The sequence below is a fragment of the Cellulomonas sp. URHD0024 genome (genome assembly GCF_000426185.1).
Classification (GTDB): domain Bacteria; phylum Actinomycetota; class Actinomycetes; order Actinomycetales; family Cellulomonadaceae; genus Cellulomonas.
In genome coordinates, this window is record NZ_KE384505.1 from 487103 (window position 1) to 512820 (window position 25718).

The 25718-nt window shown below is 72.1% G+C and carries 14 protein-coding genes; 12 read left to right on the plus strand and 2 right to left on the minus strand.

Translation table 11 applies throughout. The features are described 5' to 3' along the window. The first annotated feature begins 422 nt into the window (after positions 1-422). The 5 genes from I847_RS0118410 to I847_RS0118430 are packed head-to-tail and all read left to right on the plus strand — an operon-like array spanning position 423 to position 8712. The gene (locus I847_RS0118410; protein ID WP_028050859.1) at positions 423-1568 is read left to right on the plus strand and encodes a DUF1972 domain-containing protein; all 1146 of its coding nucleotides are present in this window, start codon (positions 423-425) and stop codon (positions 1566-1568) included. Then, positions 1565-2251, plus strand: coding sequence for a hypothetical protein (locus tag I847_RS0118415; protein ID WP_028050860.1), 687 nt, complete (start codon positions 1565-1567; stop codon positions 2249-2251). Before I847_RS0118410 ends, I847_RS0118415 begins: the two co-directional genes overlap by 4 nt. Before the next feature lie 2 nt (positions 2252-2253). After that, entirely contained in the window at positions 2254-6816 is a 4563-nt protein-coding gene (locus I847_RS0118420; RefSeq protein ID WP_028050861.1) for a PKD domain-containing protein, read from the plus strand. A 10-nt stretch (positions 6817-6826) separates the two neighbouring features. After that, positions 6827-7966, plus strand: coding sequence for a glycosyltransferase family 4 protein (locus I847_RS24795; RefSeq protein ID WP_051275056.1), 1140 nt, complete (start codon positions 6827-6829; stop codon positions 7964-7966). Further along, positions 7963-8712: a CDP-alcohol phosphatidyltransferase family protein gene (locus I847_RS0118430; RefSeq protein ID WP_081681128.1), complete on the plus strand. Its 750-nt coding sequence runs from the start codon at positions 7963-7965 to the stop codon at positions 8710-8712. The genes I847_RS24795 and I847_RS0118430 overlap by 4 nt, the downstream gene beginning before the upstream one ends. 3 nt (positions 8713-8715) lie before the next feature. Here I847_RS0118430 and I847_RS0118435 read toward each other — a convergent pair whose 3' ends face one another. Together I847_RS0118435 and I847_RS0118440 are read right to left on the minus strand one after the other, a co-directional pair. Next, a complete protein-coding gene (locus I847_RS0118435; protein ID WP_028050863.1) occupies positions 8716-9165 on the minus strand; it encodes an adenylyltransferase/cytidyltransferase family protein in 450 nt (149 codons plus the stop codon). Beyond that, positions 9162-10424 carry an acyltransferase gene (locus I847_RS0118440; protein ID WP_028050864.1) on the minus strand — a complete coding sequence of 421 codons (1263 nt, stop codon included), beginning with the start codon at positions 10422-10424 and terminating at the stop codon, positions 9162-9164. Before I847_RS0118440 ends, I847_RS0118435 begins: the two co-directional genes overlap by 4 nt. Positions 10425-10717: 293 nt before the next feature. On the opposite strand from I847_RS0118440, the gene I847_RS24800 reads away from it, so the two are divergent. The 7 genes from I847_RS24800 (at position 10718) to I847_RS0118475 (ending at position 25717) form a co-directional block, all read left to right on the plus strand. After that, positions 10718-16207 carry a PKD domain-containing protein gene (locus I847_RS24800; protein WP_028050865.1) on the plus strand — a complete coding sequence of 1830 codons (5490 nt, stop codon included), beginning with the start codon at positions 10718-10720 and terminating at the stop codon, positions 16205-16207. Between the two features lie 147 nt (positions 16208-16354). Beyond that, the gene (locus I847_RS24805; protein WP_231384282.1) at positions 16355-17476 is read left to right on the plus strand and encodes a glycosyltransferase family 2 protein; all 1122 of its coding nucleotides are present in this window, start codon (positions 16355-16357) and stop codon (positions 17474-17476) included. After that, positions 17473-18978 (plus strand): glycosyltransferase family 39 protein, encoded by a 1506-nt coding sequence (locus I847_RS24810; protein ID WP_051275057.1) that lies wholly within the window; start codon positions 17473-17475, stop codon positions 18976-18978. Before I847_RS24805 ends, I847_RS24810 begins: the two co-directional genes overlap by 4 nt. Positions 18979-19144: 166 nt before the next feature. Next, entirely contained in the window at positions 19145-22819 is a 3675-nt protein-coding gene (mfd, locus tag I847_RS0118460) for a transcription-repair coupling factor (RefSeq protein WP_028050866.1), read from the plus strand. 120 nt (positions 22820-22939) lie between these two features. Next, on the plus strand, positions 22940-23485 hold the full coding sequence (locus I847_RS0118465; RefSeq protein ID WP_028050867.1) for a hypothetical protein: 546 nt from the start codon (positions 22940-22942) through the stop codon (positions 23483-23485). Between the two features lie 4 nt (positions 23486-23489). Further along, complete coding sequence (locus I847_RS0118470; RefSeq protein WP_028050868.1) at positions 23490-24122, plus strand: MazG family protein; 633 nt, start codon at positions 23490-23492, stop codon at positions 24120-24122. 59 nt (positions 24123-24181) lie between these two features. Next, on the plus strand, positions 24182-25717 hold the full coding sequence (locus I847_RS0118475; RefSeq protein ID WP_028050869.1) for a Re/Si-specific NAD(P)(+) transhydrogenase subunit alpha: 1536 nt from the start codon (positions 24182-24184) through the stop codon (positions 25715-25717). The last annotated feature ends 1 nt before the right edge of the window (position 25718 follow it).

Below are 25718 nucleotides of genomic sequence, written 5' to 3' on the forward strand. Positions count from 1 at the left end.
GGACGCGGTCTCGGATCGCTCACCCGGGCCGTGGCGTTCGGCGAACCCGCAGGTCGTCGGGCCGGAGCCGTCGTCCACGGCGGTCGTCCGCCGGGCGGAGACGTCCGACGCGCTCTCCGGCACGGCGGCCGACCGCGAGATCGGTGCGCCGCGAGGGGCGTCTGCGGCCAATCACCCGATCGGCGCAGCGGGCGTCGCGGCGTCGTCGGCCGGTTCGCGGTTCAGCCGTTCGGGCGCCGCGGAGTGCGGGAGCGGGCGAAATTCCACCGCGAACGGGCGATATCCGCCCAACTACCTCCGAAAGCCACAGAACACCCGGCTAATGTGTCCGAATCGTCGCGATTGCCCCTGATCTGGCCCGGTCCTCGGGACCGGTGCAGCGGTTGGTCTGACGACCTGGCTACGGACGAGAGGGGTGACGGTTGCGCATCGCGATGCTCGGGACGCGCGGCGTCCCCGCGCACTACGGGGGCTTCGAGACGTGTGTCGAGGAGGTCGGCGCGCGCCTCGCGGCCCGCGGTCACGACGTCGTCGTGTACTGCCGGTCGACCGCACCGAAGGCGCAGCGCCCGAAGCGTCACCGCGGCATGCGTCTCGTCTACCTGCCCGCCATCCGACGTCGCTCGCTGGAGACGCTGTCCCACTCGGCGATCTCGGTCGCGCACCTGATGCTGCACGGCGCCGACGTCGCGTTCTTCTACAACTCGGCGAACGCGGCGTTCCTGCCCCTGGCGCGGCTGCGGCGCATCCCCGTGGCGACGCACGTCGACGGGCTCGAGTGGAAGCGCGCCAAGTGGTCCGGCGCCGGCCGACGGTACTACCGCGTGGCGGAGCAGCTGGCCGTGCGGTGGTCGGACGCACTGATCGCCGACGCCCAGGGGATCGCGGACTACTACACGGCGCAGTTCGCAGCTCCGACGGTGGGGATCGCGTACGGCACTGCGACACCGACGCCTGAAGCGGTCCACCGGATCAGCGAGCTCGGTCTCGAGCCGGGCGGCTACCACCTCGTCGTCGCGCGGTTCGAGCCCGAGAACCACGTCGACACGATCGTCGACGGGTATGTGCGGTCCGGTTGCGCGCTCCCCCTGGTCGTCGTCGGATCCGCGCCGTACGGGCGCGAGTACACCGACCGCGTCCGGCGCCTGGCCGACGGCCGGGTCCGCATGCTCGGCGGGATCTGGGACAACGAGCTGCTCGACGGCCTGTACGCGGGGGCGCTGACCTACCTGCACGGGCACTCCGTAGGTGGCACCAACCCTTCGCTGCTGCGCGCCATGGGTGCGAGCACCGCGGTCATCGCGTGGGACGTCAACTTCAACGAGGAGGTGCTCGGCGACGCCGGGCTGTACTTCTCCCGGCCGGACGAGCTCGCGCGGCTGCTCGAAGCCGCCGAGTCGGATCCCGAGGCGGAGGCTCTGCGGGGTCTGCGCGGCGCCGAGGAGGCCAAGCGGTACGACTGGAACGACGTCGCGGAGCGCTACGAGGCCCTCGCCAAGGAGCTGCCGGCGCGGCGTGCGGCCGGCCGCCGGATGTCCGGTCGTCGGCTCGAGGCGGCTCCGCGATGACGGGGAACCGGCGCTACCTCGCCATCGGCCTTGCCGCGCTGGCCGTGCTCGCCGTGGTGATCGCCGTCGTCGTCTGGCCGCGCGGCGCGTCGGATGCCGGTGCGACCTCGACGCCCGGCGCGAGCGCGAGCTCGAGCTCGAGCTCGAGCTCGACCCCCAGCCCGACGGCGACGACCCCCGCACCGTCGACCACCACACCTGCACCAGGCGCAGCCCCTGCGCAGGACCCCGCGACGCAGAAGATCGTGGCCGCGGTGGTGGAGGTCGAGTCGGACCAGCAGCACACCACTCCCGTGGCACCGGGCGAACCGGCCCAGCCGGTGGCCGGCGTCCAGGTCGCGGTCGACTCCGCGGAGCCCATCAAGGGTGAGGCCCACGGTCCCGGCGAGGTGGCCGGCCCGGCCTTCCTCATCGCCGTGACCGTGCAGAACGCGACGGGTTCACCCCTCTCGCTCGACGGCGTGGTGGTCAACGTCTACGGCACCGACGGCGTTGCGGGCTCGGTGCTGGCCAGCGATCCCCGCGGGTCGCCGGTGCACGGGGATCTCGCGTCTGGCGCACGTGCCAGCGGTGCCTACGTACTCACTCGACCCGGTGACGCCGACGGGTCGTATGTCATCTCCGTCTCACTCGGCGCAGACGCCCAGACCGTGCTTGTCACTCTCCCCCCGAAGGCAGGCTGACCATGTTCACATCCCGCTCTGCGCCCCCGCGCAGCACCCGAGCGCGATTGACCGCCCCCGCGGTCACCGCCGCGCTCGCGCTCGTCCTCGCCGTCGGCATCTCCTCGTCCCCCGCGAGCGCAGCCCCCGGCGACCCCACGATCACCGGCGTGCCCGCCAACGCGATCACCGAGCCGACCGTCAGCGCCGACCCGCTGCCGACCGTGCAGACCAACGGCATCGTGTGGGCTCAGGTCGTCGTCGGCAACACCGTCTACGCGACGGGTGACTTCACGACCGCTCGCCCGGCGGGCTCGCCGGCCGGCACGAACGAGGTGACCCGGACCCGGCTCCTCGCGTACGACATCCGCACGGGCGAGCTGATCACGACCTGGGCGCCGTCGATCAACGCCCCCGGGCTGACCATCGCGGCGTCGCCCAACGGCAAGGTGATCTACGTCGGCGGCGACTTCACCGCCGCGGGCGGCACCGGGCTGGGCATGACGACTCGGGCCAGGTTCGCCGCGTTCGACGCCACCACGGGCGCGATGAGCACCGTGCTCAAGCCGGCCATCAACGCGACGGTCCGCTCGATCACTGCCAGCGCGACGACGGTCTACTTCGCCGGGTCGTTCGACACGGTCAACAGCACCCGCAAGCCGCGCGTCGCCTCGATCGACGCGACCACCGGCACGCTGAACTCCTTCTTCGCCTCGGTCCAGCCGGCCCAGGTCGAGTCGATCCGACTGACACCCGACGGGTCGAAGCTCGTCCTCGCCGGGCGGTTCCAGTACATCACCAACGTCCTCAACCCCGGCGTGGGCTGGGTCAACTCCACGACCGGTGCGGTGCTGCCCTTCCCGACGAACACCCAGGTGATCAACTACGGGTACAGCGCCGGCGTGTACAGCCTGACGGTCGTCGGCAACCACATCATCGGCAGCGGCATGGGGTACCTGACCAAGCCCGACGGCAGCGTGGCGAACGTCGAGGGCCTGTTCTCGGCCGACACGACGACCGGCGCGCTCCAGTGGGTGCAGGACTGCCACGGTGACACCTACTCGACCTTCGGCTCCCCGGACGGCTTCGTGTACGAGTCGGGCCACCCCCACACCTGCTCGAACAACGCGGCGTTCCCCGAGGTCAGCCCGCGGCTGAGCAAGTACGGGCTCGCCTTCACCCAGAACGCCCGCCACCTCAACGTGCAGAACGCCGACGGCGGCTACGGCCAGTGGGCCGGCACGCCGGCGCCCGCGATCGGCAACTGGTTCCCGACGTTCACCACCGGCTCGTGGAGCGGCCAGTCCCAGGCCGGCTGGTCCGTCGCCGGGAACGCCGACTACGTCGTCTACGGCGGCGAGTTCCCGTCGGTGAACGGCGTCCCCCAGGCGGGTCTCGTCCGCTTCGGCAAGCGCTCGGTCGCGACGAACGCGAGCGGTCCGCAGCTCAGCGGGGCGGCCATCGCACCGGTCGCCGCCTCGCGCGGCAAGGGCACCGTGCAGCTGTCCTGGCCGGTGAACACGGACATGGACGACGCGACGCTGACCTACTCGGTGATCCGCAACGGCAACACCGCGAGCCCCGTCGCGACGCTGACGCACACGGCCGCCTACTGGGACCGCACGCGGTTGTCGTGGAGCGACTCCGGCCTGGCCAACAACACGCAGTACACCTACGCGATCGTGGTCAAGGACCCCTGGGGCAACTCGGTGACGTCGCCGCCCGTGAGCGTCACGACGGGGGGCAACTCGCAGGCAGCGCTCGGCGTGTACGCCAGCACCGTGATGGCGGACGGCCCGGCCAACTACTGGCGCCTGTCCGACACGAACTCGACGGTCGCGAGCTGGACGGGCGGGTACAACCCCGGGACGAGCGCCTCCGTGACCCGCGGAGTCCCCGGCGCCCTGGCGAACGACTCGAACACCGCCATGACGTTCAACGGGAACTCGGCGTCGTACATCCGCTCCAACTCCACCGAGATCGCGACGAACACCGTCTCGGTCGAGGCGTGGTTCAAGACCACGACGACGAGCGGCGGGAAGATCGTCGGCTTCGGCACCAAGCAGACCGGTGACAGCGACGGCTACGACCGGCAGGTCTGGATGGCCAACGACGGGACGCTGAGCTTCGGCGTCTACCCCAACACCACCAAGGTGATCACGTCGGCCCAGGCCTACAACAACGGCGCCTGGCACCACACCGTGGCGACCCTGGGTGACACCGGCATGAAGCTGTACGTCGACGGCGCGCTCGTCGCGGCGAACGGCGACGTCATCTCCGGGCAGCAGCCGATGACCGGCTACTGGCGCATCGGCGGTGACAACCTGGGCGGATGGTCGCCGGGGCCGGCGTCCTTCTACTTCCAGGGCACCATCGACGACGTCGCCACCTACAACAAGGTGCTCACGCCGACGCAGGTCGCGATGCACAACAGCATCGGCCGGACCGGGCAGCCGCCGAACGTGCCGCCGACCGCGGCCTTCACCGCCACCTCGCACCGCCTGACGGCATCGGTCGACGCCTCGACCTCGACCGACTCGGACGGGCAGGTCACCGGGTGGGCGTGGGACTTCGGTGACGGGACCACCGGCACCGGCAAGACCGCGACCCACACCTACCTCACGCCGGGGGACTACACCGTGTCCCTCGTCGTGACCGACGACGACGGCGACGCCTCGCTCACCACCGCGACGCGGACGGTCAATGTCATCACGGGCCTCCCGACGGCGTCCTTCACGTCGACCGCGGACCGCCTGACGGCCTCGTTCGACGGCACCGCCTCGAGCGACCCCGACGGGACGCTCGCGTCCTACTCGTGGGACTTCGGGGACGGCAGCCAGGCGGGGGTCGGCAGCACGGCGCAGCACACGTACTCCGCGCCGGGCGTCTACCCCGTCGTCCTCACCGTGACGGACGCGGACAACCAGCAGGCGACCTTCACCGCGGACACGGCCGTCATCACGGGTCTGCCCACGGCGGCGTTCACCTCGTCGTCCAACCACCGCACGGTCTCCGTGAACGCGGCGACCTCGTCGGACCCGGACGGCACCCTCACGGGCTACAGCTGGGACTTCGGCGGCGGCAACATCCTCACGGGCGCCCAGCAGCAGTTCACCTACCCGAGCGTCGGCACCTACCCGGTGACCCTGACGGTCACCGACGACGACGGCCAGACGGCCACCGTCACGCAGGACGTCACCGTCTCGCTCGTCGCGCCCGTCGCGGCGTTCTCCGCGACGACCGCCAAGCTGAAGGCGGACGTCACGGCGGCCGACTCGACCGACGCCGACGGCACGATCGTCAGCTATGCGTGGGACTTCGGGGACGGGACCACCGACACGGGGCCTACTCCGGCGCAGCACACGTACCCGGGCAACGGCACCTGGACCGTGACGCTCACGGTCACCGACGACGACGGGCTGACCAGCACCGCGACGCACGACGTCAGCGTGGCGCTCGCGCCTCCGACGGCGTCGATCTCCCTGGCTCAGACCCAGCGCACGATCACCGCGAACGCGGCCGGGTCCACGGACACGGACGGCGCGATCGTCGGGTACCTGTGGAACTTCGGTGACGGCACCACGTCCGTCGCCAAGAGCTCGTCCCACACGTACACGACGGCCGGCACGTTCACGGTCTCGCTGACGGTCACGGACGACGACGGCCTGACCAGCACGGCGACGCAGGACGTCGTCACCGAGCTGATCGCTCCGACGGCGGCGTTCACCGTCACGGCGAACCAGCTGCAGGTCCAGGCGAACGGCACGGGTTCCGTCGACCCCGACGGCACCCTCACCTACGCGTGGGACTTCGGTGACGGTGGGACCGCGACCGGCCCCACCCCGACGCACACGTACGGCGCGGGGGCGACCTACACGATCACCTTGACCGTGACGGACGACACCGCCCTCACCAGCACCGTGACGCACGACGTGACGGTCACGCCGGCGCCGACGGTCCTGGGGGCCGACCTGTTCGAGCGGACCGTGGCCTCCGGCTGGGGTACGGCCGACGTGGGCGGCGCCTGGACGACGGTCGGTGGCATCACCGGGGTCTCCGGCGGCGCCGGCAAGGCGAGCCTGGCCGCCGGCAACTCGACGGCCGGCGCCCGGCTCCTCGGGGCGAGCGGGACGTCGACGCTCACCACGGTCAGCATGTCGCTGGACAAGCGGGCCAACGGGACCGGGTCGTACGAGCTGGTGCGCGGACGGATCGCCCCCAACGGCGACGAGTACCGCGTCAAGCTGCAGATCGACCAGAACGGCACGCTGACGGCGCGGATCATCCGCTCCGTCTCGGGCACCGACGTCCTGGTCGGGTCGGCCGTGAGCCTCGGTGCGGTCGCGGCGAACACCAAGGTCTGGACGACGTTCTCGGTCACCGGGACGGCGCCCACCCTGCTGCAGGCCAAGGTCTGGGTCGCCGGCAAGCCGGTCCCCAGCACCTGGACGCTCTCGGGCACCGACTCCTCGGCCACCCTGCAGACGTCCGGGCACGTCGGGGTGTTCGCGCAGCTGTCGGCGACGACGACCAACGGACCGGTCGTCGCCTCGTTCGACGACTTCTCCGTGACGATCCCGAACTGAGGACGGCTGCATGAGGATCCTCGCCATCCATCCCTCGGACGAGCTCTACGGCGCCGACCGTGTGCTGCTCGAGGCGGCGGGCATCCTCACCGGCTCCGGGGTGGTCCACGTCCTGCTCCCTCTGGACGTGGACTACCCGGAGCACCTGCTCACGCAGGCGCTCGAACAGCGGGGAATCGCGGTCAGCCACGCCGACCTGCCGATCCTGCGCAGGGACTACCTGCGCCTGCGCGCACTGCCCGGCCTGGCGCGGCGGTCCTGGCGCACCTGGGCCGGCCTGCGTCGGTCACGGCCCGACGTCGTCTACCTGAGCACGTCCGCGGCCCTCCTCGTCGCACCTCTGGCCCGTCTCGTCGGCGCCCGCGTCGTCGTGCACGTCCACGAGACGTGGGGGCGGTCGGAACGACTCCTGCTCGGCCCCATGCTGCGGGCCTGCACGGCGGTGCTGGCGGTCAGTGCGGCTGTCGCCGAGCGGCTCCCCGGTTCCGTGACGGTGGTGCACAACGGCTTCGAGATGCCCGAGGTCCCGCCGGGCGACGCGGCGGCGGTCCGTTCAGGGCTGGGCGTCCCGCCGGGTGCGCTGGTCGCGCTGGTGGCCAGCCGCTGGAACGCGTGGAAGGGCCACGACGTCCTCCTGCAGGCGTGGGCCGGCCTGAGCCGCCCGGACCTGCACCTCGTCATCCTCGGTGCGCCGCCGCCCTCCGGTGGGTCCGTCGACGTCCCGGCCCTGGTCTCCGAGCTCGCCGACCCCGGCCGGGTGCACGTGGTCGGACCGCGCGACGACGTCGCCGCCTGGGTGCGGGCGTCGGACGTCGTCCTCGTGCCGAGCACCCGCCCGGACCCCTTGCCGACGATCGCGATCGAGGCCGCCGGCCTCGGCCGGGCCGTCGTGGCGTCGGCGGACGGCGGCCTGCGCGACATCGTCGAGGCCGGTGTGACGGGTGCGCTGGTCGCCGCAGGCGATGTCGCCGGGTGGACCGCCGCGCTCGAAGCGCTGGATGCGGCGGTGCTGACCCGGCAGGGGGGTGCTGCCCGCGACCGTTTCGAGCGTATGTTCACCCTCGCCGCGTTCGCGGAACGGTTCACGGCGGCGCTGACGCCCGTGCTGGGCGACGGGACCGCCGAGCGATCCGAGGGTGAGGTCCGATGACGGGTGTGACCATGGGAACGGTCCGCGATCGCTACCGCGACGGGGTGCGCGAGCTCGGCGGCAGGCAGAAGACCTCCAAGGGCGCCCCCGCCTACTCGCGCTGGGTGAACCGGTGGCTGGGACGACGGTTCGCCGCCGCGGCGAACGTCGCGGGCCTGACACCTAATGCGGTGACGGGGCTCAGTGCCCTGCTGACCTTCGCGGCGATCGCCACCCTCGCGACGGTCAGGCCGACGCCGCTGGTCGGCGTGCTCATCGGGGTCGGGCTTGCACTCGGCTACGCGCTCGACGCGGCCGACGGCCAGCTCGCCCGCCTGCAGGGCACGGGGTCGAGGTCAGGGGAGTGGCTCGACCACGTGGTCGACGCGATCAAGACCGCCTCCCTGCACCTCGCCGTGCTGATCGCGGCGTTCCGGTACTTCACGATCGACGACGCCTGGCTGCTCGTGCCGCTGGGCTACTCGGTGGTGTCCGGCGTGTTCTTCTTCACCATGACGCTGACGGACCAGCTGCGCCGCTCGGCGCGTGGCAAGGAGACCCAGTTCATGGCGGCGGACGGGTCGTCGTCGACGCTCTACTCGCTCGCGGTCGCGCCGACGGACTACGGGATCCTCTGCCTCGCGCTCGGCCTCGTCGGGTGGCAGGACGTGTTCGTTCCCGTCTACACGCTGCTCTTCGTCGCGACGGCCGGCTTTGTACTTCTCGCCCTGCCGAAGTGGTACAGGGAGATCCGCACCCTCGGCTGACGCTCAGTCCCCGATGGCGAGCTGCGGGTCGGCCAGCGGTGTCTCGAGGGCCGCCAGGGCACGTCGCAGGATCGTGCTCGACGTGGCCACGGTGTACGGGAAGTAGACGACCTCGACGCCGACCTCGGCGAACCGTCGCTCGAGCTCGATGCCCTTGAGCGTGCCCCGCCAGTCGTCTCCCTTGAAGAAGACGTCGAAGGGGCGCTCCCGCCAGGTGACCAGCTTGTCGGGCTGGGTCTCGATGAAGATGTCGTCCACGTAGGAGACATGGCGCACGATCTCCGCACGCTCCAGGGTCGGGATGACGGGCGGCCGGCCCTTGGCGAGCGTGAGCATCTCGTCGTCGACGACGCCGGCGATGAGGAAGTCGCAGTGCGCCTTGGCGTGGCGCAGGATGTTCAGGTGGCCGACGTGGAACAGGTCCCACGCTCCGGGTGCGTATCCGACGGTCACAGCAGTCCTCCGGTGGCCGGGATGGCGGAGTGGGTGTCGTGCCCGGGGGAGCCGGGCGTGGCAGCGGCGGTGGAAGGCTCGGGGGCGGGACCGTCTACGCGGGCGGCCGCGCGGCGCGCCATCAGCCGGCGCTTGAACGCCTCGACCGGCCGCTCGAGCCAGGCCCACACCGCGACTCCGATGGCGACGCCGGACACGACGCTGACGCCGAAGGCGAGCGCGGTGGGCCAGCCGGCGAGCAGAGGGCGCAGGGCGACGTCGACGACCAGGTGGATGAGGTAGATGCTGTAGCTCGCCAGCCCGATGACCTGCACGATCCGGATGCCTGCGACGCGGCCCAGCGCCTCGCGCACGCGTCCGTCGCGCCGTTCGAGGCCGTAGAGGATCACGGCGGCGGCTGCGGCGGCCTGGAACGTGTAGCGCAGCGTCTCGCGGAACCACTCGTCGCGGATGACGAGCGACGCCAGGTAGAGGACCAGGGCGAACGCCGGAGCCCAACCGCTGGCGACCGCCGTCCGGACGCGAGCGGGGAGCCGCCCACGGCGCGACAGTGCGAACAGGACGGCGGCGAGGATGCCGAACGCGATGCCGTCGGCCCGCGTGTCGGTGCCGTAGTAGATGCGCCGGTGCGCGCCCAGGGCGCCGTCGCTCGAGACGAGCAGGATGCGAATGGTGAGCGACCCGACGATCGTCGCGCCGGCCGCGATGCTCAGGAACATCAGGTGGCGACGGAGCAGGACCGCACCGAGCCAGATGAGCGCGAAGGCGATGTAGAACTGCTCCTCGATCGCGAGGCTCCACACGACCGGTGAGCCCGGCAGCACCGCCGGCAGCCCGTGCATGTAGACCCAGTTGAACGTGAAGAAGACCTGGGAGGCGAAGGCACCCCAGTCCAGCGGGTTCGTGATGGCCCACAGCAGGGTGGGCACCGCGATGAGGAGGAGGAAGGGCGGCGCGAGCTTGAGCAGTCGCCGCAGGTAGAAGTCCGAGACGGAGAAGGCGCCGGTCTTCTCCCGCTCCGTGAGCAGGATGTGCGTGATGATGAACCCGGAGATCGCGAAGAAGATGGTCACGCCGCTACCGCCCGGCACCACCCCGCCCAGCCCGGCGTGAGCGACGACGACGAGCATCACGGCCAGGGCGCGCAGCGCGTCGATGTGCTCGTAGCGCCCCCGGGAGGAGACACCCCGGGCGAGCGTCGCACCGCCGTCGGCGCCGTGTGCGCCGAACGCGGTGGCGGTCGAGGGGGCGCCCGTCATTCCGTGCCTCCGGTCTCCAAAGGGGTGGCCGCGGCGTCGTCGAATTGCGGCGAATAGTCCGGATCGTACCCTCGGTACGCGGCCCCTCACGAGGTCCGGCCGGGTGGTCCTGGGGCAAGTTCACCCGCGCCGACGGCTCGTTGGAGCGTGAACATCGCAATCCCTGCAGGGTGAATTTGGTATGAATCGCGCCGTTTGTCCGTTTTTCGGTTCTAATCTGACGTCCAGCTAGTGCCGAGTCAGAACCCCGAGCACGACCGCGGGCAGCCGCGTTCACGCGGGAGTGGGACACGATGAACGGACGCACCGAGCACGTCGCCGCCCGCAGGTACTCGCGCCGGTGGGCCAGGACGCTCGGAGCGACGATCGCATCCGTCGCCCTGGTGCTGGCCGGCCTCGTCGCGGCCTCCGGCCCTGCCGCGGCCGCCGACCCGCCGCCACCGCCGCCGCCCACGCTCTCGGACGCCGTGACGACGGACCCGCTGCCGACCGTCCAGATCGACGGTGTCGCCTGGTCGCAGGTGATCGTCGGCGGCACGGTGTACGTGGCGGGCGACTTCACGACGGCCCGGCCGGCGGGCGCGGCGGCCGGGGTGAACACGACCCCGCGGGCGAGCCTGCTGGCCTACGACCTCGCCACCGGCGAGCTCGTCACCAGCTGGGCGCCCACCCTGAACGGTCCTGCGTTCGCGATCGCGGCGTCGCCCGACGGCAGCAAGATCTACGTCGGCGGTGACTTCACACGGGTCAACAACGTGGCCCGCAACCGGTTCGCTGTCCTCAGCCGCGCGACGGGTGCGCTGAACACCGCCTTCACGGGCGGCGCCAACGCGGCGGTCCGCACGATCACCGCGTCCTCGTCGGCGGTGTACCTGGGGGGCAACTTCACCGTCGTCGCCGGCGCGGACCGGCCGCGCGTCGCGTCGTTCGACGCGAACACCGGTGCGCTGCGCAACTGGCGTGCCTCGGTCCAGCCGGCGCAGGTCGACTCGATCACCCTCAGCCCGGACGGCGCGTCCCTCTTCATCGGGGGGCGCTTCCAGTACATCAACAACCAGGTCCGCAAGGGCACGGGGGCCGTGGCGACGTCGAACGCCGCCCTGCTGCCCTGGACCGTGGGCGACCAGCTGTTCGCGTACGGCTACTCCGCCGGGATCCAGAGCCTGACGACGGACGGCACCTATGTCTACGGATCGTCGTTCGCGTTCCTCGGGCAGGACGACAGCGACGCCAACTTCGAGGGGGTCTTCGCGGCCGACCCGGTGACCTCCAACGTCGTCTGGGTCGAGGACTGCCACGGCGACAGCTACTCGGTCTACCCGAACCCCGGCAAGGACCGGATCTTCATGGCCGGCCACCCGCACCAGTGCAGCAACATCGGTGGCTTCCCGGAGATCAACCCGCGGCTCTCCTGGTACGGGCTCTCGTTCGGCAAGGAGATCGTCGGGCAGGTCCAGCCCAACACCCAGGCGGGCCACTACTCGAGCATCGAGGGCTTCGCGACGCCGGAGCTGCGACCGTTCTTCCCGACCTTCGCGACCGGCACCTTCACGGGCACCAGCCAGGCGGGCTGGAACGTCACGGGATCGGGTGACTACGTCGTCTACGGCGGCGAGTTCCCCCGGGTGAACAACATCGCGCAGCAGGGCCTGGTGCGCTTCGCCACCCGCGACAAGGCGCCCGATGCGTTCGGACCCCAGGTGACGGGCTCGTCGTTCGCACCCACGGCCCAGTCGCACGGCCGCGGCGCGATCTCCGTGAGCTGGCCCGCGAACTGGGACCGCGAGGAGGCGTCGCTGCGCTACGACGTGTACCGCGACGGTGTGCTCGTCTACTCGGTGGACGCGGCGTCGCGGTTCTGGGACCGGACGCGGCTGTCGTTCGTCGACACCGGGCTCGCGGACAACCGCCAGTACGCCTACGTCGTGCGCGCGGTCGACGCCGGCGGCCTGTCGGTCGCGTCGCCGAGCGTCGCGGCGACCACCCTCACCTCCGGCGGCGCAGCCCTGAGCACGTACGCCCGCGAGATCCTCGCGGACAACCCGGCCCAGTACTGGCGCCTCTCCGAGACCTCCGGCTCCATGCAGGACTGGACCTCGTGGGACGACGCGGGGGTCGGCGCTGCGGTCGGTCGCGGCGTACCGGGCGCGATCGCCGGCGACCCCAGCACGGCAGCGAGCTTCACGGGCTCGGGGACCTCGCGGATCTACGGCACGCGGCAGGTCGTCGGCCAGCACCGTCTGTCGATCGAGGCGTGGTTCCGCACGACATCGACGGCCGGTGGCTCGATCGTGAGCTTCGGGACGACGAGCGGCACGGCCAACAGCACCACCAACGACCGCAAGGTGTACATGGGCGCCGACGGCCGCCTGACGTTCGGAGTCTTCCCGGCGATCAACCGGACGGTGACGTCACCCCAGGCCTACAACGACGGCGCGTGGCACCTGGTCGTCGCCACCCTCGGTCGGCAGGGGATGAAGCTGTACGTCGACGGATCCGTCGTCGCGTCCGACTGGAGCGTCACCTTCGGCCGGTTCGGCAACGGGTTCTGGCGCATCGGCGGCGACATCGTCGCGGGGTGGCCCAACGCCGCCGGGCAGAACTTCGTCGGCCAGATCGACGAGGTCGCCATCTACGGGCGCGAGCTGACGCCCACCGACATCGCGAGCCACCAGGCCGTGGGGTCCGGCGGTGTGCTGCCGAACCAGCCGCCCAGCGCGGCCTTCACCGTCACGGGCGGGGTGCTGCACGCGGACGCGAACGGCACCGGATCGGCCGACCCGGACGGCGTGATCACGTCCTGGTCCTGGTCCTGGGGCGACGGCACGACGACGACCACGACCGTGCCGACCACGTCGCACGACTATGCGACCGCCGGGACCAAGACGGTCGCCCTGACGGTCACCGACGACGACGGAGCGACCGGCACGGTGAGCCACACGGTGGCCGTCGCAGCGGCGAACCAGCCGCCCGTCGCGGCGTTCACGGTGACCGGCGGGGTCCTGTCGGCGAGCGTTGACGGCAGCGCGTCGAGCGACGCCGACGGCTCGATCACCTCGTACCAGTGGCAGTGGGGCGACGGCACGACGACGACCACCTCGGTGCCGACGACGTCCCACGCGTATACCGCGTCGGGCACGCCGACCGTGGTCCTGACCGTGACCGACAACGCCGGGGCGACGGGGACGGTCAGCCACACCGTCACCGTCGCCCCGAACCAGCCCCCGGTGGCGTCGTTCACGGCGGTCGTGAGCTCGCTCTCCGTCGCGTTCGACGGCACCGGGTCGAGCGACCCCGACGGGTCGGTGACGTCCTACGCCTGGACGTTCGGGGACGGGGCGACCGGCACCGGGTCGCAGGTCTCCCACCTGTACTCGGCACCGGGCGTCTACTCGGTCGGGCTGACGGTCACGGACAACGCGAACCCCGCCGCGACCGGGACGACGACGCACGACATCGCCACCACCGCCCCGCCGCCCGACGGCGTGATCGCCCGCGACGCGTTCGGGCGGACCGTCACGGGTGGGTGGGGCAACGCCGACCTCGGCGGTGCCTGGACGGCCACGGGCACCCCGGCGAGCGTCGACGGGTCGACCGGGCTGCTCACGCTCGGGGCGGGCGCCCTGGCCAGCTCGCGTCTGCCCGGCGTGGAGACGTCCGTCGCGACCCTCCGGTTGACGACCACGGTCGACAAGCGGCCCAACGGCGGCGGCGGCTGGACCCTCGTGCGCGGCCGGATCACACCGGCGGGCGAGTACCGGCTGAAGACGGCCTGGCCGGCCACCGGCGTGATGACCGCGTCGCTCGTCCGCACCAACGCGGCGGGTCAGGACACGGTGCTGGTGGGCACCACCTCGCTCGGCGTCACCTATGCGGCGGGAACCGTCGTCCGGACCAGGTTCGAGGTCTCGGGCACGTCGCCGACCACGATCCGGGCCAAGGTCTGGTCCGGCGCGACGGAGCCGGCGGCGTGGCAGCTGCAGACGACCGACTCCGCGGCCGGCTTCCAGGTCGCCGGGCACACCGGCCTGGCAGCCTCCACCTCGAGCACGGTGACCAACGGACCCGTGACGTTCCGGTTCGACGACTACACCGTCACCGGTCCTGACGTCCCCCCGGTCGTGGTCGACCCGCTGCCGGCCGCGATGGGCGGCACGCCGAAGAACATCATCGAGCTCATCGGCGACGGGATGGGCTACAACCAGGTCGACCTCGGGAGCCTGTTCGAGAAGGGTGAGCAGGCGTACCAGGCGACGATCCAGAACGGGGCGATCGTCACGCCTGTCGCGGGTCACAAGGCGTCGCAGTCGTACCAGCGGTTCGCCGTGCAGACCGGCATGTCGACGTACCCCGCGGGCCAGTCCTACGACCCGACGGCGACCTGGGCCACCTTCGGGCAGGCGCTCAAGAACCCGACGGACTCGTCGGCCTCGGGGACCGCTCTGTCCAGCGGCGTGAAGACGCTCAACACCCTCGTCGGCGTGAACCCGGCAGGGACGCCGGTGCGCAACATCGCCGAGCAGGCCGCGCTTCTGGGGAAGTCCACAGGCGTGGTGACGACGATGCCGTTCTCCCATGCGACGCCGGCGTCGTTCCTGGCGCACGCCGACGACCGCAACGACTACGCGCAGATCGCGGACCAGGTGCTCGCGTCCGACGCCGACGTCGTCCTCAGCGCGGGCGACCCGCGGTACGACGCGAACGCGACGCTCCTGGCGACGCCGAGCTACGACTTCGTCAGCCAGCCGACGTGGGACGCGATCACGACGGGGGCGACCCCGTTCACCTACATCGGCGACCTGGGGCAGTTCCAGGCGCTGCAGACGGGCCCGACGCCGGACCGCGTGATCGGCGTGGCGCACGCGTCCGAGACGTTGCAGGAGGGGCGCACGGCGCTGACCGCCACGAGCACGCCGTTCTCGGTGCCGCGCAACACCGACGTGCCCACGCTGGCGGAGATGACCAAGGGAGCGCTGAACGTCCTCGACAACGACCCCGACGGCTTCTTCGTCATGATCGAGGGTGGCGCGATCGACGTCGCCGGGCACGCGAACAACCAGGCGGGGATGGTCGAGGAGCAGGTCGACTTCAACCGCGCGGTGGACGCCGCCGTCGCCTGGGTCGAGGCCAGCTCGAGCTGGTCGGACACGCTGGTGATCGTCACAGCGGACCACGAGACCGGCTACATCTGGGGTCCCGGCGCGGACCCCGTGCGCACCCCCGTCGTCGGTGCGCAGGGTCAGCTCCCGCAGCTGACCTGGCACTCGGGCACGCACTCGAACTCACTCGTGCCGTTCTACGCGATGGGAGCCGGCTCCGCGCAGCTGCTCGCCGCGGCGACGGCCAACGACCCGGTCCGCGGCGCCTACCTCGACAACGCGCTCGTCGGCACCGTGACCATGGGCCTGTGGGGTGGCACCCCCGGCGACGTGCCGCCCGCCCCGGCCGCACCCGCAGCCGCGGCACGCGTCGCCGCACCAGTCGCCGCACCAGTCGCCGCACCAGTCGCGGCACCAGCCGCAGCACCGGCTGCCGCACCGGCGGATGGGCCGGCCCCAGAACCACGGGTCGCAGACCCAGCCGCCGCGGACCCGCCACCGACGCCGGTCGTGGCCGCCCCGGACCCGGTCGTGCCGGCTCCCGAACCGGTCGAGATCGCGCCCGCGCCCGCGGCCGCGCCCGTCCCACCCGATCCGGTGCCCCCGGATCCCGTTCCGGGCACCGGGCCGCCCGTGCTGCCGGATCCGGTCTCGGTGGATCCTCCGCCCCAGGCCGTGGGGTGACGCGACCCGGTCGGCCGGTGGGGTGAAAACCGGACAAAACTACCCAACCGCGACGACGTGACGCCTAGAGTTTCGCGCACCGACGACCCGTCGTGCTGACCTGGAGGAGGCCGGATGGCGCCCGCGCCCGGAGGTGTCCGACACGCGGTGACCGTCATCGTGCCGACCTTCAACGAGTCGCCGAACGTGGGTCCCCTGGTCGAGCTGATCGAGATCGCGCTCGCGGGCGTCGACGCCGAGGTCCTCTTCGTCGACGACTCCACCGACGACACCCCCGAGGCGGTCGCACGGGCTGCGCGCGCCGCGAGGATCCCGGTCCGGCTGCTGCATCGCGACGAGCCGGTGGGCGGTCTGAGCGGAGCGGTCGTCGACGGGCTCGTCGCCAGCGCGTCGACGTGGTGCGTGGTCATGGACGGTGACCTGCAGCACCCGCCGGAGATCATCCCTGCGCTCCTCGAGGCCGGGCGGTCGTCGGGTGCGGACGTCGCGGTGGCCTCGCGCTACACGGGCGACGGGAGCAGCGTCGGGCTGGCCGGGGTGGTGCGGCGGCTCGTCTCGTCGGTCTCGACCACGTTGACGCGCGCCATGTTCCCCGTGCGGCTCGCGGACTGCACCGACCCGATGACGGGGTTCTTCGCCGTGCGACGCGACGCCCTCGACCTCGACGAGCTGCACCCGCGCGGGTTCAAGGTGCTGCTCGAGATCCTGGCCCGCAACCAGCTCACGGTCACCGAGATCCCCTTCGTCTTCGGCGAACGGCACGCCGGCGAGTCCAAGGCGTCGTTCGCGCAGGGTTTCCAGTTCCTCGCCCAGCTCACGTCGCTGCGCTTCGGCCGGATGTCGCGGTTCGCCGCGATCGGCGTGTTCGGCGCGCTGGTCAACCTCACGCTGGTCGCGCTCATGACCGGGCTCGGCGCCGGGTACGTCGCCGCGGTGCTGGTCGCCGCCGAGACGACCATCCTGATGAACTTCCTGCTGCAGGAACGGTTCGTGTTCCGCGACCTGCGGCACGAGGGTCGATCGACCTCGCACCGGTTCTGGCAGTCGATCGCGTTCAACAACGTCGACACGGCGATCCGCCTGCCGATCGTCGTCGTCCTCGTCGCCACCCTGCACTGGGCAGCGGTCCTGGCCACGGCGGTCACGCTCGTCGTGGCGTTCCTGGCGCGGTTCGCGTTCCTGTCCCGGATCGTCTACCGGCCCCGTAGCCGGCGGCCGGTCGCCGGCGAGAGCGAGACCGAGACGGTCGCCGTGGAGCGGGCGACGTGACACCCACGGCGGAGGGCCAGCTGACGCAGGCCGGTCCCGTCGCCGCTCCCGCGGAGGGCGGCGACGGTTGGCGGACCCCGTCGCTCGTCGGGCTCCTCGCCTTCCTCGTCGCGTTCGCGGGCTCGTGGATACCGTCCGTGTGGGTCGACGAGGTCGCGACGATCGACATGGTCGGCCGCCCGTGGCCGGACATGTTCGACATCCTGCGCCACGTCGACGCGGTGCACGGGGCCTACTACGTGCTGCTGCACGCATGGTCCGAGGCCTTCGGCCTGTCGCCGGTGAGCCTGCGCATCCCCAGCGCGATCGCGGTCGGTCTCGTCGCAGCCGGCACGGTCGTCCTGGGTCGGACGCTCGCCGGTGCGCGCGCCGGGCTGGTCGCCGGGCTGGTCGTCCTGATCCTGCCGGCGACGACGTGGGCGGGCGAGGAGGCGCGTTCGTCGGCCTTCGTCATGGCAGCGTCGGTCTGGGCGGCGGTCGCCCTCGTCGGCGCGCTGCGGGGGAGGTCGCGCCGGTGGTGGGCCTACGGGGCGCTCGTCGCGTTGACCGGGGTCCTCTTCCTGCAGGCCTTCCTCGTCGTCCTCGCCCACGCGGTCTCGCTCCTGTGGTCCCGGGCCGGCGCGCAGACGTGGCGCAGGTTCGGGCTCGCGGCCGGTGCCGCCGCCGTCGTCGTCGCCCCGGTCGCGGCGTTCGGGCTCTCCCAGCGGGGTCAGGTCGCCTGGATCCAGAGGCCCGGTGCGGACGTCGTCGAGGCCGTGCTCGTTCGGCAGTGGTTCGGTGGCTCGCGCGTGCTGGGTCTGGCGGTCTGGCTGGCCGTCGGGGCGATCGTCCTGGTCCCTCGCCTGGTGCCGGCCGTGCGCTCGGCGACGCCCCTGTCTCTCCTGCACCTGGCCGTCCCGTGGCTGCTGCTCCCGACGGCACTGGTGGTCGCCGTCTCGGTCGTCTCGACGCCGCAGTACACGCCGCGGTACCTGCGCTACGGCGTGGTGCCGGTCGCGTTGCTGCTCGGCACGGGCATCGCCGCGCTGCGGCGCACGTGGATGCAGGTCGTCGCCTTCTGCGTGATCGGCCTGCTGTCGCTGCCGCCCTACGTCGCGGAGCGTGGGGAGCACGCGAAGGAGGGGTACGACTGGTCGAGCGCCGCGGACGCGGTGTCGTCGCACGGTGCTGACGGCGACGGGGTGGTCTTCGTCCCGGACGACGGCGCCTACCAGTCACCGCGGCGCGCGAGCGAGGCCTACCCGGCGGCGTTCCGAGGCCTCGCGGACGTCGGGCACGACCGGTCCGGGCGGGTCGGGCAGGTCTGGGCCGACGGCGTGCCGGAGGCGGCTGCCGACGCGGCGATGGCGGACCTGGGCACCGTCTGGGTGCTCGTCGAGCACAAGGCGCTCGCCGGGGAGAGCGACGCGTGGTTGGCGCGGCACCGCGCGGCCGGGTGGACCGCGACGCTGGTGTACGACGGGCCTCGCACGGACGTCTACCGGCTCACGTCGTCGAGCTGACCCGCGGCGGGCGGCTTGTCGGAGGGCGAGCCTAGGATGGTCGCTGCACCCCGGTCCGCACGGATCCGGGGCGCGTCTGCTGCCACGAGGCAACCGCTCGACCAGCCGTACGACACGCTGAGCCCCGCCCGAGACGGTGTGGGCGCTCGCGACGACGAAGGACCCCATGGACCTCTCCGGCCTGCTCGCCCCCCTGCTCGCTGACCCGGCCGCCGCCGAGGCGGTCGACTCCGTACGTGCTCGCGGCGAGCTGGACGTGGTCGGTCCGGCGGGCATCCGACCCCCGCTGCTCGCCGCGCTCGCCAGGCACCGACCGCTGGTCGTCGTCACGGCGACGGGCCGGGACGCGGACGAGCTCGCCGCCGCCGTCCGCTGCTACGTCCCGGCCGACGAGGTCGCCGTGCTGCCGGCCTGGGAGACGCTGCCCCACGAGCGACTGTCGCCCCGGAGCGACACGGTTGCGCGCCGGCTCGCGGTCTTCCGGAGGCTGGCACACCCGGAGGGCTCCGGCTACGCCGGCCCGATCCGGGTGCTCGTGGTCCCGGTGCGCGCCCTGCTGCAGCCCGTCGTGGAGGGTCTGGGGGACCTGGAACCGGTGGCCATCAGCACGGGCGACCGGGTGGACCTGGGTGAGCTGGCCGAACAGCTCGCCGGCGCCGCGTACTCGCGCGTCGACATGGTCGAGCGGCGTGGCGAGTTCGCCGTGCGCGGCGGGATCGTCGACGTGTTCCCCCCGACCGAGGACCACCCGCTGCGCGTGGAGCTGTGGGGCGAGGACGTCGAGGAGATCCGTTGGTTCTCGGTGGCCGACCAGCGCAGCCTCGAGGTGGCCGAGCACGGGGTGTGGGCGCCGCCGTGCCGGGAGATCCTGCTGACCGACGCGGTCCGCAAGCGTGCGGTGGAGCTGATCCCGCAGCTCCCGGGCGCCACCGACATGCTCGACCGCCTGGGGCAGGGGATCGCGGTCGAGGGCATGGAGTCGCTCGCCCCGGTGCTGGTCGACCACATGGTGCCGGTGCTGGACCTCGTGCGCGACGACAGCCTGGTCGTCATGGTCGACCCCGAGCGGGTGCGGCGCCGGGCGCACGACCTCGTCGCGACCACGCAGGAGTTCCTCGCGGCGGCGTGGACGTCGGCTGCGGCCGGTGCGGCGACACCCCTGGACCTGTCCGCCGCGAGCTTCGCGTCGTTCGCCGAGGTGCGGGCACTGTCGGCCGTCCGCGGTCTGGGCTGGTGGACGATGAGCCCGTTCACCTTGGACGTGGACGCCACACCGGCGGGCACGCCGCACGACACGGACTTCTACGGCGGGACCGCGGGCAGCGGTCATACGGCCGCGCGCAACCAGGCGCCGGTCGAGCACGGGATGGCCGACGACCTCACGGCGACCGCTCGCACGGTCGTCCTGCAGGCGCGCGACGTCGAGCGCTACCGGGGTGAGGTCGACCGGGCGGTCGCGGACGTCCGCAGGCTCCAGCAGGCAGGCTGGCGGCTCGTGCTCGCGACGGAGGGGCACGGGCCCGCGCAGCGCATGGTCGAGCAGCTGCGTGCGGCCGAGGTACCGGCGCGACTCGTCGCGACGATCGAGGAGGAGCCCGACGGCGGCGTGGTCCTCGTCGTGCCCGCCCCGGTGGGCGCCGGCTTCGTGGCCGAGCCGCTGCAGCTCGCCGTGTTCTCCGAGTCGGACCTCACCGGGCGCGCCGGCACCAGCACGCGCGACATGCGCAAGATGCCGAGCCGTCGGCGCAACGTCGTCGACCCCCTGCAGCTGCGGCCGGGCGATCACGTGGTCCACGAGCAGCACGGCGTCGGTCGCTTCGTCGAGCTGGTCCAGCGCACCATCGGCACCGGACCGAACGCGACCACCCGCGAGTACCTGGTGATCGAGTACGCGTCCAGCAAGCGAGGGCAGCCGGGTGACCGGCTGTTCGTGCCCAGCGACCAGCTCGACCAGGTGACCAAGTACGTCGGCGGCGAGTCGCCCACCCTGTCCAAGATGGGCGGCGGCGACTGGGCCAAGACCAAGGGGCGCGCGAAGAAGGCGGTCAAGGAGATCGCCGCCGAGCTCATCCGGCTCTACAGCGCGCGCATGGCCACGCAGGGGCATGCGTTCGCCCCGGACACGCCGTGGCAGCGCGAGCTCGAGGACGCGTTCGCGTACGTGGAGACGCCCGACCAGGCGGCGACGATCGACGAGGTCAAGGCCGACATGGAGAAGCCGATCCCGATGGACCGGCTGGTCTGCGGCGACGTCGGCTACGGCAAGACCGAGATCGCCGTGCGGGCAGCGTTCAAGGCGGTGCAGGACGGCAAGCAGGTGGCCGTCCTCGTGCCGACGACGCTGCTCGTGCAGCAGCACCTCGACACCTTCAGCGAGCGGTACAGCGGGTTCCCGGTGACGGTGAAGGCGCTCAGCCGGTTCCAGAGCCCGAAGGAGTCCAAGGAGGTCGTCGCCGGCCTCGCCGACGGGACCGTGGACGTCGTGATCGGCACCCACCGCCTGATCACGGGTGAGGTGCACTTCAAGGACCTGGGCCTCGTGGTGGTCGACGAGGAGCAGCGGTTCGGCGTCGAGCACAAGGAGACGCTCAAGGCGCTGCGCACCAACGTGGACGTGCTCTCGATGAGCGCGACCCCGATCCCGCGCACGCTCGAGATGGCGGTGACGGGCATCCGCGAGATGTCGACGCTCGCCACCCCGCCCGAGGAGCGGCACCCGGTCCTCACGTTCGTCGGGGCGTACGACGAGAAGCAGATCACGGCGGCGATCCGTCGCGAGCTGCTGCGCGAGGGCCAGGTGTTCTACGTGCACAACAAGGTCGACTCGATCGAGCGCACGGCGTCGCGGCTGATGGAGCTCGTGCCGGAGGCGCGGGTCGCGGTCGCGCACGGGAAGATGAACGAGCACCAGCTCGAGCAGGTGATCGTCGACTTCTGGGAGAAGCGGTTCGACGTGCTGGTCTGCACGACGATCGTCGAGACCGGCCTGGACATCTCCAACGCCAACACCCTGATCCTCGAGCGCGCCGACCTGCTGGGCCTGTCGCAGCTGCACCAGCTGCGCGGACGCGTGGGCCGCGGGCGCGAGCGGGCGTACTCCTACTTCCTCTACCCGCCCGAGAAGCCGCTGACCGACACGGCGCACGACCGCCTGCAGACGATCGCCGCGAACACCGACCTCGGCGCGGGCATGGCCGTGGCGATGAAGGACCTCGAGATCCGCGGCGCCGGCAACCTGCTGGGTGGCGAGCAGTCCGGGCACATCGAGGGCGTCGGCTTCGACCTCTACATCCGGATGGTCGGCGAGGCGGTGTCGAACTTCCGCGGCGACGTCGAGGAGGAGGTCCCGGACGTCACCATCGAGCTGCCCGTCGACGCGCACATCCCGCACGACTACATCGCGCACGAGCGCCTGCGGCTGGAGGCCTACCGGAAGATCGCGGCAGCCCTCGACGCGAGCACTCTCGGCGACGTCCGGGCCGAGCTCGTCGACCGGTACGGACCGGTCCCGGCCGCCGTCGACAACCTGTTCGAGGTCGCCGAGTTCCGGCTGCACGTACGGGCGTCCGGGATCTCCGACGTCACCGCGCAGGGTAAGTTCGTGCGCTTCGCACCGGTCGAGCTGCCCGAGTCGGCGCAGCTGCGGCTCAAGCGGCTCTACCCGGGCGCGGTGCTCAAGCCGGCGGTCCGCACGGTCCTGGTCCCCTGGCCGATGACCGCGCGGATCGGCGGCAAGCCGGTCCAGGGCCGGGAGGTCATGCTCTGGGCGACCCAGTTCATCGACGCGATCGTGCGCGGTAACGTCTCCGCGGCGGCGACCGTCGGATCGCAGCGGCCCTGATGGGCGCCTCGGACACCCAGGACGAGGCCCTACGATGACCCCGATCGACGAGCGACGACGCAGGAGGTCCTGGTGACGGTACGTGGTGGGGCGCGCAAGCGGCCGTGGAGAGGTGCACTCATGGTGCTCGCGACCGCGGCGGTGCTGGCCGGGTGCGCCGGACAGCCGGGGGCGGCGGCCGTCGTCGACGGCACCCCCATCCCCACGTCCGACCTGCAGACCGCGCTCGACGAGATCAAGCCGTACGTCCCGGGGGCGACGCCGTCGGCCGTCCTGGGGGCGCTCGTGGTCGAGCCCACGGTCTCAGCGATGGCTGCCGAGGCCGGCGTCGGAGGCTCGGACGAGGACGCGAAGGCGTACCTGGACGCGGTCGTCAAGAACGTGAGCCCCGAGGCGCACCCGACCTTCAGCCCCGCCTCCATAGCGATCGGGCGGTACTTCGTGGCCTTCACCAACCTGTCGAACCTCTCGAACCAGAACGTGGTCTCGGACGACATCACCAAGCGCATCGCGGACCTCGACGTCGAGGTGAACCCACGCTTCGGGACGCTGGGCGAGGACAACAAGGTGGCGCCCGCGGTCCCGCCGACGTGGCTCGTCGACCCGTCCGCGCCGAAGCCTGCGGATGGCCAGACCCCGGCGCCCAGCCCGTCGGCAACGCCCTGATCCGGTGACCGACGCGCTCCGTGACCTGGTCCGCGTCATGGACCGTCTCCGCTCGCCGGGCGGCTGCCCGTGGGATGCCGACCAGACGCACGAGTCGCTCGTGCCGTACGCGCTCGAGGAGACGTACGAGCTGGTCGAGGCGATCGAGACGGGCGACCGAGCCGGGCTGCGAGAGGAGCTCGGCGACGTGCTGCTGCAGGTGGTGTTCCACGCCCGTATCGCGGCCGAGGACCCGGACGACCCGTTCGACGTCGACGACGTGGCGGCGGACCTCGTCGCGAAGCTCGTCCGGCGGCACCCGCATGTCTACGGACCAGCCGAGGTCGCCGCCAAGAAGAAGGGCGCAGACCTGCACGTGCAGTGGGACACCCTGAAGAACGCCGAGAAGGCGCGCGAGTCCGCGCTCGACGGCGTCCCGCTCGCCCTCGGCGCGCTGGCGCGGGCGCAGAAGATCGCGGGTCGCGCCGCCCGCGCCGGGCTGACGGTCGACTCGGTGCCGCCCGCTGACGACCTGGGCGGGCGGCTCCTCGCCCTCGTGCTCGAGGCCCATGCAGCCGGCGTGGACGCCGAAGGGGCGCTACGGACGAGCGCCGCGGCGTGGGAGGCGTCCCTGCGGGCGCAGGAGTCGGGGACATGACGAGCACCGGTTGACTGCGGTACCGGCCCCCGACCACCCGACGACGAAGGAGCGCAGCGATGCGGATCGGCATCCCGACGGAGAGTCGGGCGGGTGAGCGGCTCGTCGCGGCCACCCCCAGAACGGTGTCCCAGCTGGTGGGCCTCGGCTACGAGGTGGTGGTGCAGAGCGGCGCCGGCGACGCTGCGACGTTCGACGCGGCGGCCTACGAGGCCGCGGGCGCGCAGATCGCCGACGACGTGTGGGCCTGCGACGTCGTCGCCAAGGTGAACCCCCCGACGAGCGCGGAGGTCGAGGCCCTGCGGCCGGGGGCCACGCTCGTGGCGATGCTGGCACCGGGTGCCACGCCCGGGCTGGTCGAGGAGCTCCGTGCGCGAGGTGTCACCGCCCTGGCCCTGGACGCGGTGCCCCGGGTGTCTCGGGCGCAGGCGCTCGACGTGCTGAGCACGCTCTCCAACGTGGCCGGGTACCGCGCTGTCGTCGAGGCGGCCCAGGCCTACGGCGGCATGTTCACGGGGCAGGTCACGGCGGCCGGCAAGACCCCGCCGGCGCGCGTGTTCGTCATCGGTGCGGGTGTCGCGGGCCTGGCGGCGATCGGGGCGGCCGGCGCGATGGGTGCCCGCGTGCGTGCGTTCGACGTCCGGCCGGAGGTCGGGGAGCAGATCGAGTCGATGGGCGCGACGTTCGTGCAGGCCGCTGCGGCGCAGCAGGCGGTGAGCGCCGACGGGTACGCCAGCGCGCTGACGCCCGAGCAGGAGGAGCTCACGGCACGGATGTACGCCGCCGAGACCGCCGACGCCGACATCGTCATCACGACGGCGCTGGTGCGGGGGCACGCGCCGACGACCATCAGCGCCGCGATGGTGGCAGGGATGCGCGCGGGGAGCGTGATCGTCGACCTGGCCGCCTCGGGCGGGGGCAACTGCGAGCTCACCGTCCCGGGACGGACGGTGGTGAGCGAGAACGGCGTCACGATCGTCGGCGACACCGACCTGACGAGCCGCATGCCGCAGCACACGTCACAGCTGTTCGGCACCAACATCGTCCACCTGCTCCAGCTCCTCACGCCGGCCAAGGACGGGTCGCTGGTGCTGGACCTCGACGACCCCGTGCAGCGCGGGATGACGGTGACGCACGAGGGCGAGGTGCTCTGGCCGCCGCCGCCCGTGCCGGTGTCCGCCGCGCCGGCCGTCGCGCCGGCCCCTGCCGGACCGACGCCGCAGGAGATCGCGGCAGAGGCGGCGCGCCGGGGGCAGCGGCGGTCGGTCGCGCTCGCGCTCGTCGCCGTCCTCGTGATGCTCGGGATCTCGTTCGCGCCGGCCGCGTTCCTCGGGCACTTCACGGTGTTCGTGCTCGCGGTCGTCGTCGGCTACTACGTGATCTCGAACGTCAGCCACGCGCTGCACACACCGCTGATGGCGCAGACGAACGCGATCTCCGGGATCATCCTGGTCGGCGCCCTCCTCCAGATCGGCGACGACAGCGCCCTGGTCACCACGCTCGCGGTCGTGGCGGCCTCGGTCGCGAGCATCAACGTCTTCGGCGGCTTCCTCGTCGCGAACCGCATGATCCGCATGTTCCGGAAGGACGCCTGAC